This window comes from Streptacidiphilus sp. P02-A3a, assembly GCF_014084105.1.
Classification (GTDB): Bacteria; Actinomycetota; Actinomycetes; order Streptomycetales; family Streptomycetaceae; genus Streptacidiphilus.
The window spans coordinates 360,670-372,967 of record NZ_CP048289.1; the positions used below are offsets into that span (position 1 = coordinate 360,670).

8 protein-coding genes and 1 pseudogene are annotated in these 12,298 nt (G+C 64.8%); 6 read left to right on the forward strand and 3 right to left on the reverse strand.

Annotated features, from left to right (window positions below; genetic code table 11):
• The first annotated feature begins 2 nt into the window (after positions 1 to 2).
• From GXP74_RS01700 to GXP74_RS01715, 4 genes and pseudogenes are all read left to right on the forward strand, one after another.
• The gene (locus tag GXP74_RS01700) at positions 3 to 1,412 is read left to right on the forward strand and encodes a hypothetical protein (RefSeq protein ID WP_182449636.1); all 1,410 of its coding nucleotides are present in this window, start codon (positions 3 to 5) and stop codon (positions 1,410 to 1,412) included.
• Between the two features lie 84 nt (positions 1,413 to 1,496).
• Positions 1,497 to 2,690: a DNA adenine methylase gene (locus GXP74_RS01705; RefSeq protein WP_182449637.1), complete on the forward strand. Its 1,194-nt coding sequence runs from the start codon at positions 1,497 to 1,499 to the stop codon at positions 2,688 to 2,690.
• Between the two features lie 273 nt (positions 2,691 to 2,963).
• Positions 2,964 to 3,392: pseudogene (locus tag GXP74_RS01710) on the forward strand (HAD family hydrolase); the annotation flags it as partial.
• A 363-nt stretch (positions 3,393 to 3,755) separates the two neighbouring features.
• Complete coding sequence (locus GXP74_RS01715) at positions 3,756 to 5,102, forward strand: helix-turn-helix transcriptional regulator (RefSeq protein WP_182449639.1); 1,347 nt, start codon at positions 3,756 to 3,758, stop codon at positions 5,100 to 5,102.
• A gap of 27 nt (positions 5,103 to 5,129) precedes the next feature.
• Here GXP74_RS01715 and GXP74_RS01720 read toward each other — a convergent pair whose 3' ends face one another.
• Positions 5,130 to 6,959 carry a S9 family peptidase gene (locus GXP74_RS01720; protein ID WP_182449640.1) on the reverse strand — a complete coding sequence of 610 codons (1,830 nt, stop codon included), beginning with the start codon at positions 6,957 to 6,959 and terminating at the stop codon, positions 5,130 to 5,132.
• 195 nt (positions 6,960 to 7,154) lie between these two features.
• Here GXP74_RS01720 and GXP74_RS01725 point away from each other — a divergent pair, with 195 nt between their 5' ends.
• Positions 7,155 to 7,610, forward strand: a complete 456-nt coding sequence (locus GXP74_RS01725) for an ATP-binding protein (protein ID WP_182449641.1) — start codon at positions 7,155 to 7,157, stop codon at positions 7,608 to 7,610.
• Positions 7,611 to 7,767: 157 nt separating this feature from the next.
• Positions 7,768 to 10,404 carry a valine--tRNA ligase gene (locus GXP74_RS01730; protein WP_182449642.1) on the forward strand — a complete coding sequence of 879 codons (2,637 nt, stop codon included), beginning with the start codon at positions 7,768 to 7,770 and terminating at the stop codon, positions 10,402 to 10,404.
• Between the two features lie 213 nt (positions 10,405 to 10,617).
• Here the strand turns inward: GXP74_RS01730 and GXP74_RS01735 are convergent, their stop codons facing one another.
• Both GXP74_RS01735 and GXP74_RS01740 read right to left on the reverse strand, forming a co-directional pair.
• Positions 10,618 to 11,556: a glycosyltransferase family A protein gene (locus GXP74_RS01735; protein WP_182449643.1), complete on the reverse strand. Its 939-nt coding sequence runs from the start codon at positions 11,554 to 11,556 to the stop codon at positions 10,618 to 10,620.
• Positions 11,553 to 12,248 carry a methyltransferase domain-containing protein gene (locus tag GXP74_RS01740; RefSeq protein ID WP_182449644.1) on the reverse strand — a complete coding sequence of 232 codons (696 nt, stop codon included), beginning with the start codon at positions 12,246 to 12,248 and terminating at the stop codon, positions 11,553 to 11,555. The genes GXP74_RS01735 and GXP74_RS01740 overlap by 4 nt, the downstream gene beginning before the upstream one ends.
• Between the last annotated feature and the right edge of the window lie 50 nt (positions 12,249 to 12,298).

Below are 12,298 nucleotides of genomic sequence, written 5' to 3' on the forward strand. Positions count from 1 at the left end.
TCATGCCATATGCCGGAGAGAAGGCATCCCGCCTTGGTCACGTCGATACCGTCCGAAATGAGGCGGTCAAGGATGCACTTCAGCGCTGGGAAATTACGAACTCCAAGCCCAGTAGCAGGGAGGAAATCGACGGGCTGTGTCGGTCGCTGAATGACCTACCCATTGCTGGCGATCATCAAGAAGTTGACTTCTCGATCACGGTAGACGGATCCGACACAGAAGTTGAGGCGACGCGCGAGCATCCGACCGTCAAGGTGGGGTATTTGAGGGTTGCTGGTTCGATGGTTCAACTCGATGTCTTTCGTCGCCTGGCGCACGTTCGGTATATCGACCCGCGCGATGTTCGCCAGTCACAGACAGAGTACGCCTTCGACGTCGCGCTGCCAGGTTCTGGACTTGCCCTGCCAGGTATGACCGGGGTCGATACTTGGAGAAGTGAACTCGATTCCTTCCTTTTGAGCTCGAGATTCGACTCGAGCACAACTATGACCCTGGCCGACGGACTCCTGGCGCTGCACGGTAAGCGCGCTAGCCCGGCGACGCAGATTGCGCTTCGTGTTTGCCCAGGCTGTGGGATAAAAGCGTCAGGTTCGATTGCCATATCTGTTGGCATAATTGGTGGAACTTGCCCATCCTGCGACGAACGACTCTACTTGGCCGATGTACTCCGAACCCATGAGGAGTATAACGTCGAGGGTTCGAATTTTACGCCTATGGGCCGGGTCATGACCGCTGCCGAGCGCCTGATGTCTCTGTGTTACCTTAACTTCTTCGCAGACACTGCACCCGAGGTTCTTCGACACACGATTTTCATCACCGATGGTCCTCTCGCAATGTTCGGTCCACTTGCACCGCTTAAGCGGCGATTCCAGGAGCACTTGAGCGACCTGAGCGGTTGGTGCGGAGATCGGGGCTTGGTGGGACCTCTGGTTGTTGGTATCGAGAAGTCTGGTGCTTTTGTTGAGCATGCGGAGCAGATCAGGGACCTGATACCTGTCGGCCATGTGATGCGCCTGACCAATAGCTATATCAATCGAATCTCAGGTCGATCGGTAGATAATCACTATGGTGTCGACGAATTCTATGGCCGACGGTTCATCTATCGCACCAGTTCAGGGGATCCTCTGGTCATCACCGTTCTCCCAGCCGCTGGGGTCGCCCCCTATGGCGGCACTGAGGAGAGCGAGGGGTGGGAGGCATACCCAACACTTCGTCTGATTTGCGAGGTGCTCGACTCATTGCGGACCCGCATGTATCAACACGCCGTCGTTCCAGTGGCTCTCGCGCACTCGGCGGCAGCGCTTCCACTCGGCGTCGGACGCTCGGTCCTGACTATGATGGCCCAGCAGAACATCTCCGGGCTGAAGCTGGACATCCAGGCGGTGCGGCCACCGACGTATTTTAAGAGGTAGACGGATCATGTATCGCGGGCCTTCCCCGTCCGGCAAGATACGATCATGCCTCCCCTGACCCCACCCGCCACGACGACCGTAACTATGGAGCTCGCCCGTCTTGCTGAGCTCCTGGGCACTGGCGATGCAATAGACAGCCAGGCAAGGCCACTTTCCAGTGACTTGATGGCCATCTCGCACGAACTGGCGCACGGCCGCTACCAGTCACCCCTTCGCTATCCCGGTGCCAAGTCGTCACTCGCCCCTGTGATCGCACGAGTCATCACGTCAGCGAAGCAGTCGAGCGTGGTTCCCGAGATCAACCTGCTCGTGGAGCCGTTCGCCGGCGGCGCTTCGGCATCCCTGCGCATGGTCGGCGAGGGTGTGGTCGACCGGATTTTGCTGGCGGACGCTGATCCACTTGTGACCGCCTTCTGGCAGACCGCAGCTGAAGACACAGAACGTCTAGTGGATCGAATGTACGATGAGTGGAAGCGTTTTGTGCGTGAAGGCGGAGCCACGGCTGTAGGCCGGTGGGACTATTGGCAAAGCTGGACGCCTCCGGTTAACATGACGGCACGGAATCGCCGTTTGGGGGCTGCCATTAAGTGCCTATTCCTTAACCGAACGACCTTTTCTGGAATTTTGCATGGAAAAGCAGGTCCTATCGGCGGCAGGGCGCAGGCGAGCAAGTACCCAATTGGATGCCGCTGGAACCCGGAGGCAATCGCTGAACGTCTCCGATACGTTGGTCACCTCTATGACGTTGGGCGCATTGTAGATGTGTGGCGTAAGGACTGGCGCCAGACTCTCGATGATGTGCCTGAGTACTATCCGCACCTCCTTCCCTCTCGGGTGGTTGCCTACCTGGATCCTCCATATGTTGAGAAATCATCACTTCTCTATCGAACTTCGTTTGACCCGCGAGGTGGTTATGGCGGCGACGGACTTGGTGCTTCTCGCCCTGCCGATGACTCGCTTCATCTTAGCCTTGCCGATTACCTGCGCACCAAGGCGCAATTCAGATGGTTGCTCAGCTACGACAATCACCCGATGCTAACTCAAAGCACGTGGCTTTATGCACATGATCGCATGAATCCGTCGGTGCTCGACCGCGAGGTTCTCGGTGTGCGCAGCTGGCGAATCAGTAAGCGCCTAGTAACCACACGCTACACAGCGGCAGGTCGTGTTGGTAAGAGATCGGCTGACGAACTTCTGATCACAACTCTTCCGCCGGCCACCATTCCGACTGATTCCCAACTGCGCTCTTTTGACGGGTTTGATGCGACTAGTTTGTGACGGGCTCCACGTGTGGCGCGGGGGAGTAAGGGCCACCTAGTGAAGGATATTTCTCGCCGGAATTACCGTGCGTGGCGGACCTGCATATAGCCATGGCGTCGTTTACGTTCCTGGGCCAATGGGCTGGCGTGACCAGCAGGTGGCGGAAGCGGGCGACTGCAGCAGTGTGGAATAGTGCTCCGCATTTGCAGAGTAGCCTAGCGTTTCGGTGGAGGGTGGAGATGCTGTCCGGGAACGACGACCACTTGGGTGGACGAAGGTGGGGCGGGACGGGAGGAGGATCTGTACCCCGATGTCCGTCCGACGCTGGCGAAGCTGTGCGGCGCAGGACTGTGGGTGGGCATCGCCGGGAACCAGACGGTGCGGGCCGGCGGACTACTGCGAGAGCTGTTCACCGGTGATGTCGACCTGATCGGCACCTCTGACGACTGGGGTGCGAGCAAGCCGGACGTGGCGTTCTTCGAACGGGTGGCCGAGGTCACTCCGACTGCGGTCGGTGAGATTCTGTACGTCGGTGACCGTCTCGACAACGACATCCTGCCTGCCTTCGCAGCCGGGATGCGCACCGCGCTGATCCGGCGCGGCCCATGGGCGCACATCCAGTGGAACACCCACGATGCGGTGCAGGCTCCGACGTTCCGGATCACCAACCTTGGCGAGCTACCCACCTTGGTGGCCGAGTTCAACGCTGGGACGCACTGACTGTCACGCTCCACCCAGCCGGTGGTCGAGGCGACGGACGCGCTCCTCCTATGCCAAGGGCTGCAGTCCGCGGCACTCCGGGCTGCTCCCGACTGGCCGCGAGTTGATCGAGTGCGGTGACGGCCCAGGCAGATGCTTCGTCCGTCGGGGGCTGGTCGGCAGCGGCGAGGGTGCAGAGAACGATCTCCTCGCGTTTGGCATTGTCCGCCTTACGGGAGGATGGCATCGGTATGACCGGACCGCCACGGGCACGTTGACCTGGTGGTCGCGATTCACCGGTGCGTGCACGGAGTTCGGTACTACGGTGATGGTGCGACAGGTCACAGGTGTGACTGACGCGTAGGGACCGGGGAGGGGGCGCTGATGCCGTTCAAGGCACGAGAGATCGACCCGGCTGGGTCGGCCCGGGCGCGACTGGGCGCCCGATTGCGTCGCCAGCGGACGGAGCAGGGAATGAGCCAGGCTCGGCTCGGCCTGCTGATTCACTCCAGTGCGGATCAGGTGCGCCGGGTCGAGGCTACGGAGAGGATGCCGTCGTGGGAATTCGTGGTGGCTTGTGATCGGGCGCTGTGTGCCGACGGGGCGTTGACCTCATTGTGGCCGGCGGTCGCTGCGGAGCGAGAACGTACGAAGACGAGGACGAAGGGCAATCGTGCGGCGACCCCTCGTCCGGCGCGGTTCAGCCCCGGGGCGTCCGAGATGCTGATCGACATATGGGCTGCCTCCGCGTCCGGCTCCGATCCAGGTAGCGGGACGGCGACCGCTGGCGCTGGCCTGTTGTGGGTGACGGAGCAGGATCTCGTCGTGGCCCAGGACACGTTGGGTATGTTTCGGCAGCTCGATCATGCCCATGGGGCCGGGCGGTTCGCGGGTCATCTGGCTGCCTATATCGACGATGAACTGGCCCAGTTGCTTGCTCGGCCGGCCGCCAGTGATCTCGTTTCTCGGTCGCGGGGCTTGGTAGCGGCGGAGTTCTTGGAATTAGCGGGCTACCAGGCTGTGGACGCCGGTCAGCCTGGTGGAGCCCAGCACTATTACCAACAGGCGTTGAATCTGTCGGCCCGGTCCGGCGACCGATGCTACGGCGCGTATCTCGTGGCCGTGAACCTGGGTCATCTGGCTTTGCACTGCGAGCATCCGGACATCGCGCTGCGGTGGGCGCGAGCAGCCGGGGACGGGGTGGGAACGGCAGCGAGCCCGGCGACGCGGGCGGCGATCATCGCCGTGGAGGCGCGGGCTCAGGCCCGTATGGGAGAGGAGACCGCGACGACACGCTTGCTGCTCCAAGCGGAGAATCTGCTGAACTCGGCGGTTCCTCAGGACGAGCCTGCGTGGATCGGGTACTTCACCCGGGCGTATCTGGCGGACGAAATCGCTCACTGCCTGCACGATCTGGGCCGGGCGCCGGCCGCGCGGATGGAGGTGGCGGATGCGCTGGAGGGTGTGGGCGCTTCGCATGTCCGGCGGCTGGCCATCGACGCGGCCCTGTTGGCTTCGACGTGGCTGCGCTCGGGTGAGGTGGAGCAAGCCTGCACGGTGGCGCGAGAAGCGGTCGGCTACGCGGCTCGTACCTCGTCCGGGCGGTGTGTGCAGCGTATTGCCGAGTTCATGAGCGAACTCGCTCCCTATGCGGAACTGCCTGCTGCACTCGACCTGGATGCCTATGTGCGCGAGGTTCTTCCGGCCGCGATCGCGATCGTTCCGGGTTGACGGCGTCTCGTGACCCGCGCCTGCTGGTCATTGCCTGCGCACGTCGGTGAAGTGGGAGTAGAAGTCCGCTTCGGCATCCAGCGCGCGGCGGAGGCTTTCCGGTGCAGAGAGGTAGTGGCCGACGCCGTCGAGGAAGAGTGCTTGGTGGCTGGCATCACGCTCGTGCAGGGCCGCGGCGAGGTCGCGGGCTTCCTGGACGGGGGCGACGGTGTCGGCGGTGCCGTGGATGAGTAGGACGGGTAGGCGGATCTCCTCAGCGCGGACTGCCCCGGCGGGTCCGGCGAGGATCTTGGCGTGGGGGCGTTGGAAGCGCGGTGCTGTGGTGGTCCAGCGGGCGGGGTCGATGATCGCGGAGGTGGCGGTGACGGCGGTGAACGGAGACTCGGCCCCGCAGGCGGCCTGGAGCGCGGTGTAGCCGCCGGCACTGGCACCGGTGAGGAAGACCGCGCCGGGCCGGGCGGTGTCGTTGGCCACGAGATGGGCGGCGACGTCGGCGCAGTCCTGTACGTCGTAGCTGCCCCAGTGGCCGTGGAGTGCCTGGCGAAAGGCGCGACCCTGTCCGGTGCTGCCGCGGTAGGCCACGTCGGCGACAGCGAAGCCCCGGCTGGTGAAGAACTGCACAGTCCAGTCGAGGCGTTGCGGGACGTCGTCGGTCGGTCCCGGATGGGCACGTACCAGTAGCGGAAGCGGAACGGTTTGGGACTCCTGCGGTTGCTGCGGCGATTGGGGTGGGCGGGCTACTTGGGGCATATGGAGTAGGTAGCGGATCTGTTGCCCATCGCGTTCCAGGGTCTGGAACTGGGGTGGGGAGACCGGAGGACTTGGGGTCGGGTTACTTGAGAGTCGAACGGCCTCGGTGTTCGTGACGGGGTCGGCCAGCAACACTGCGGGGGCGGTCACGGGCGTGCTAGCGATCACGGCCAGGTGCTGTCCGAGGGTAGCGAGATAGGGCTTGACTGAGGTGAGGCGAGGCCAGGGCCGGGTGATTCGGCTGTCGCACTCCAGAACGACGACCTCGCTGCGCAGGCCGTGGTGGATCGTCATCGCGATCCCTCCACCGGGCAGGAAGGCGTAGGACTGGTACCCGCCCTCCCACGGTGCGGATGCGCAATCCTGCGGCATCGGCGCGAGGGCGGTCGGTTGTTCGTCGTACCAATGGTAGAGGTTCCACCAACCGGTCCGGTCAGAGAGGAAGTGGAGCGTCCCGTCCGGTCCCCATGCGGGTTCGACGACGGACTCGCTTGGGCCGCCGGCGAGGACTTTGCCGGGGCCGAGTTCGCCGTCGGAGTGGTATTCGGTGAGGAGCAGTCGACTGACGTCCCAGGGCATGCGGTCAGCGTCCCACTCCAGGTAGGCCAGGCCGCGGCCGTGCAGGCGGGGTGCGGCGAGGGAACCCGGGGAACGAACCAGGGTGCGAACGCTGTGGTCGTGCGGGTTGATCTCGATGATTTCGTCGCCGTTGTCATTCCCGCGCACTGCCAGCAATCGACCATCGACGGCATGCAGGTCGCCGTAGAGGTAGTCGTCCTCGGCTGCGGGAACGCGGGTGTGGCCGGATACCTGATCAAGGTGGTGGATCTTGCTGTCCGCGGCTCCGACGACCCAGATGCCCTGGGCGTCCACTGCGTAGTTCCCACCGCCGTAGGCGTGCAGCCAGCCGCCCACCGGCAACGATGGCGGAGTTGCCGCGTGGGCACCGGTGGCGGAGGTCCAGCGCATGAGGCGCGTGACGCCTGCATGAGCCGAATCGCTCTGCAGCCACCACAACGCACCTTCTGCTGAGTCGAGTTCGTCGACCGAGATCCGCTTGTCCGCGACCCACGCCGCATCCAGCGGGCCCTGCTCCAGGTCAGTCATCCGGTCTCTGCCTCCTGCGAAGAGCGTCCCGGCACCGACCGTACCGCGCGAGTGCCGACGTGCGGACAACGATGTTGTCCGCAGGCAGCTGCTGGCTGGATATGAGCGGTCGAATCCAACCTGGATAAAGCCGGGCCGTCCGTGCGTCCGTGCGTCCGCTGATCTGGCGGGGAGTGGGCGAGAGGAGCAGGGTTGATGTCACGGGAGACGACGATGGGCTCGGGGGTGGTGATCACCTATGCCTCTGTATGCCAGCACTTCCTGGACCCACCGAGCTTTCGCTGTCAGCTGGCGGTCGGTCTGAGCGCCGCGCCGACTGCACGAAGCCTGTTGCGGGAGCGGCTCACTGGATACGTGCCACCGGACACACTCGCGGACGCTGATTTGGTGCTCACGGAGCTGATCGCCAACGCTGTCAATGCCTCCCCGGTCTCGGCATTGGTCGGGCTGCTCGTCCACCTCGTCGAACCGAGCCTGCTGATCAGCGTGTTCGACGAGTCCACCGGTGCGCCCCGCCCGAGGTGTCCTGACCCGCTGGAGCTGGATGAGGGCGGTCGCGGACTGCTCTTGGTCGCGGAGTTGTCGCAGACATGGGGATGGCATGCGATTGCTACCGGCAAGGTCGTCTGGGCGGTGCTCTCTCTACTGTGAGCCAACTGGAACTGTCCGTCTGCCATTTGCTCGTGGCATACATACCTATTACCCCTTTTGCCCGGTTGATCTGTCTGCCTGCGGGCCGAATACGCGGAGCGACGTCGAGATCACGGCGCGCGCAGGCGTGGGTAGCGAGCGCCGTAGAATGACGGCTGTGACCGACAACACTCAGAAGCACCCCGCCTCCGGCCCGGAACGAGGCGGCATTGACCTGCCCACCCAGTACGCGCCGACCGAGGTAGAGGGGAAGCTCTATGAGAGTTGGGTAGAACGCGGCTACTTCGAGGCCGACGCAGGGAGCGAGAAGCCCCCGTACGTCGTGGTCATCCCACCGCCTAACGTCACCGGATCCCTGCACCTGGGCCATGCCTTCGAGCACACGCTGATCGACGCGCTCACCCGCCGCAAGCGCATGCAGGGATTCGAGACCCTGTGGCAGCCCGGCATGGACCACGCCGGCATCGCCACCCAGAACGTCGTCGAGCGGGAGCTGGCGAAGGAGGGGAAGTCGCGTCACGACCTGGGCCGGGAGGCATTCGTCGAGCGCGTCTGGCAGTGGAAGGCGGAGTCCGGTGGCCAGATCGCCGGCCAGATGCGACGCCTGGGTGACGGTGTGGCCTGGAACCGGGACCGCTTCACCATGGACGAGGGTCTCTCTGCCGCCGTCCAGACCATCTTCAAGAAGCTCTACGACGACGAGCTCATCTACCGGGCCGAGCGGATCATCAACTGGTGCCCGCGCTGCCTGACGGCCATCTCCGACATCGAGGTGGACTACCAGGAAGACGACGGAGAGCTCGTCTCCATCCGCTACGGCGACGGCGAGGAGTCCGCGGTCGTGGCCACCACCCGTGCCGAGACCCTGCTCGGGGACACCGCCGTCGCAGTCCACCCGGACGACGAGCGTTACGCCGGTCTCATCGGCAAGCAGATCAGGCTGCCGCTAACCGACCGCAGCATCCCCGTAGTCGCCGACGAGCACGTCGACCCGCAGTTCGGAACCGGGGCAGTGAAGGTCACTCCGGCCCACGACCCCAACGACTTCGCGATCGGCCAACGCCACGACCTGCCGATGCTCTCGGTCCTGGACGAGCGTGGTGTCATCACCGCTCACGGCCCTTTCGAGGGCCTGGACCGTTTTGAGGCCCGCTCCGCGATTGTGGCCGCGTTGCGCGCCGACGGCCGTATCGTCGCGGAGAAGCGCCCCTACGTGCACTCCGTCGGCCACTGCTCGCGCTGCAAGACCACGCTGGAGCCGCGACTGTCCATGCAGTGGTGGGTCAAGGTGGAGCCGCTGGCCAAGGCCGCCGGTGACGCGGTGCGCGACGGAAGCGTCAGCATCCACCCGCGGGAGATGGAGAAGCGGTACTTCGACTGGGTCGACAACCTCCACGACTGGTGCATCTCGCGCCAGCTCTGGTGGGGACACCGGATTCCGGTCTGGTACGGGCCGCAGGGCGAGACCGTCTGCGTGGGCCCCGGTGAGGAGCCGCCCACGGGCGAGGGCTGGACCCAGGACACCGACGTGCTCGACACCTGGTTCTCCTCCGGGCTGTGGCCGTTCTCCACCATGGGCTGGCCCGAGACGACCGAGGACCTCAGCCGGTTTTACCCGAACTCGGTCCTGGTCACCGGGTACGACCTGCTGTTCTTCTGGATCGCTCGGATGATGATGTTCGGCCTGTACGCCATGGACGGGCAGCCGCCGTTCCGCGAGATCGTCCTGCACGGGATGGTCCGCGACGAGCACGGCAAGAAGATGTCGAAGTCGTTCGGCAACACAGTCAATCCGCTGGACTGGATGGATAAGTACGGCTCGGACGCGGTGCGCTTCACCCTCGCCAAGGGCGCCAACCCAGGCACCGACGTCCCCATCGGCGAGGACTGGGTCCAGGCATCCCGCAACTTCGCCAACAAGATCTGGAACGCGACGCGGTTCGCGCTCATGAACGGCGCGACGACCGAGGGCGACATGCCGTCCCCCGACCGCCTGTCGGCAACCGACCGTTGGATCCTGTCCCGGCTGAACACGGTCCTCGCCGAGACCGACGCCTTCTACGACGACTACCAGTTCGCGAAGCTCTCCGACGTCCTCTACCACTTCGCCTGGGACGAGGTCTTCGACTGGTACGTGGAGCTCTCCAAGACCGCCTTCTTCGCCGGCGGCGACCAGGCCGCAGTCTCCGGCCGGGTGCTGGGCGAGGTCCTGGACGTGACACTCCGCCTGCTGCACCCGATCATGCCGTTCGTCACCGAGACCCTGTGGACCACGCTGACGGGAGGGGAGTCTGTCGTCATCGCGGACTGGCCGATCGACAGCGGATTCCGCGACCTGGCCGCCGAGCAGGAGATCGCCGTCCTGCAACAGGTGATCACCGAGGTCCGCCGCTTCCGTGCCGACCAGGGCCTCCAGCCCGCCCAGAAGGTCCCCGCCCAGCTCGACCTGGCCGGCACGGCCCTGGCTCCGCACGAGGCCGCCATTCGACAGTTGCTGCGACTGCTGCCGCCCGGCGATGTGTTCAGTGCCACCGCCACGCTCCCGGTCGCGGGCGCCACAGTGGCCCTGGACCTGTCCGGCGTCATCGACCTCGACGCAGAGCGCCGACGCCTCACCAAGGACCTCACGGCTGCGGAGAGCGAGAAGCGTCAGGCGCTGGCGAAGCTCGGCAATGAGGCGTTCCTCGCCAAGGCCCCCGACGCAGTGGTGGACAAGATCCGAGGCCGCCTGGCCAAGGCCGAGCAGGACATCACGCGTCTGCAGGGACAACTGGAGAACCTCCCGCCGGCGTAGTCGGCGGCGGATGTCGGTGGGATCCGTGACCGATCACGGACCCCACCGAGCCGCTGGTACGGGTGGAGCTGTCCCGCACGAAATGAGGCGGCCACTGTTGTGGCCGCCTCACCCATATCGGTTTTGCGGTGGGCCGGTTCAGGTGCGGTACGGCACCTGCCAACCTGCTCCGTGTGTCGAGCGCTGTCCTTCCTGCCTGGTCCCCTGCATCGTCTACGGGATGCCGAGGTGCTCATACGGGCTCGGGAGCCCGAACTGCCGCTGGCGGGCGACTTCGAGAGCCTGCTCCAGGTCGAACTGGGCCATGTGCAGCAGGTCTTCGAGTCGGGACGGTTTGCGTGCCAGCACCTGGCGCGCGATGTCCTGCGCCGTGTCGGTGGTGCAGAGGCGGTCTTGGAACAGATCGAGATTCCGCTCCACGACCAGGGCGGTCATGGCGAGCTCGGACACCTCGGCGCTGGAGACGCGGTAGCTGGATGTGTGCATCCGGTAGTGGTGGAACGGCCCCGGTATGCAGGCGATGCTGTTGCTCCGGCCGCGCCGGAACCTGCCACCGAGGATGTTGACCGCGAACCCCCAGTCACCCCACTTCAGGACCCTTGGGTCGTATAGGCCCCCGGCTACCGCGTCCTGCCGGCGACAGACGATCGATGTGGGGACGTGGTGCTTGCTCATCACCAGGTCTTCCCGGCAGGGGTAGGAGGAAATGGTGTAGCCGTTGAATCCGTCGATCATCCACGACATCGTGTGCACGAACGCCAGATTCTCATCGGCGCGGAGGAGATCGATGGCCCTGTCCGGGTACGAGCCGCTTGCGAGTAGCTCTCGGTCGGTCGCCAGACGGTCATCGGCGTCGAGTTGCATGACGAACGCGTACTGTGCGGCCTCGATGCCGGCGTTCCGTGCACTGTGGTGCCCGCGGCGCGTCAGCGACCGCAACACCCGCACTCCGGGCATGGCGCGGGACGCCTGGATCGCGCGGAGGGTGTCCGCGTCGTCGGAGCCGTCGTCCACGACCAGGATCTCGCTCGGGCCGTTCAGGGGCTGGGCCAGGAGCGACAGCACGGCGTCGCGCAGGTAGCCACCGGAGTTGAAGCAGGGTACGACGAAGGTGATCCCCTCGGGCACGGAGGGTTGGACAGCCGGTGTCATCGTGTGGATCCTTCCGGTTCAGACGTATTCCGTACAGCGACAGCGACGACACGCGTGGCCTCGAAGCAGTTCTGCCCGGTCAGGTCGTCCTGCTCGGTGTGCTCTTCGAGGGACACCGAGAGATCCCAGTCTTCGTACACCTCCAGCAGTAACTGCCGGAGGGCATCCGTTGAGTAGCCAGCCTCCCCTTCGATCTCCACGGGTTCACCGGTGCGGCTGGTGCGTCGTATGTCGGTGAACACCTCCAAGTAGTGGATGTTGCGAGAGCGGGATGCGGCGACAGCACGGATCAGGAGATCTGCGACCTGCTGTTTGGCGAGGTAGTGCAGGACGTCCTTGGCGACCAGTACGCCGAACTCCTGCTCGAATGCAAAGTGCTCGACCAGCCCCTGTCGGACGTCCACGAGTCCGGCAGCGCGGCCCAGGCCGCGTATGCGGCCCCGAAGCCCGGTGCACGGGATCTGGTCGACAGCCAGAACATCGAAGCCCGACTGCGCCAGGACGATGGTGTGCGTGCCGGCGCCGTAGCCGAGGTCGACCGCCGAGCGTGGAGTGCCCCGCCCGGCGGAGGCGAGGACTCTCCGGAATGCCTCGGATACCGGGGCCTGCAGGTGTTCGACGGTGTCCTTGCTGCTCTCGATGGCTTCGGTGTAGAAGGCGCGGACAGACTCGCGGGAACGAATGATCGTCACATGAACCATCCCAGGGGTGATTTCGTGGCTGCGTCCGGCTCCGGACCGAC

Excerpts from the sequence above, each read along its gene's own strand:
- GXP74_RS01735 (WP_182449643.1), bottom strand. The coding sequence starts at position 11,556 with ATGACACCGGCTGTCCAACCCTCCGTGCCCGAGGGGATCACCTTCGTC.
- GXP74_RS01720 (WP_182449640.1), bottom strand. The coding sequence starts at position 6,959 with ATGACTGACCTGGAGCAGGGCCCGCTGGATGCGGCGTGGGTCGCGGAC.
- GXP74_RS01715 (WP_182449639.1), top strand. The coding sequence starts at position 3,756 with ATGCCGTTCAAGGCACGAGAGATCGACCCGGCTGGGTCGGCCCGGGCG.
- GXP74_RS01725 (WP_182449641.1), top strand. The coding sequence starts at position 7,155 with ATGTCACGGGAGACGACGATGGGCTCGGGGGTGGTGATCACCTATGCC.
- GXP74_RS01700 (WP_182449636.1), top strand. The coding sequence starts at position 3 with ATGCCATATGCCGGAGAGAAGGCATCCCGCCTTGGTCACGTCGATACC.
- GXP74_RS01705 (WP_182449637.1), top strand. The coding sequence starts at position 1,497 with ATGGAGCTCGCCCGTCTTGCTGAGCTCCTGGGCACTGGCGATGCAATA.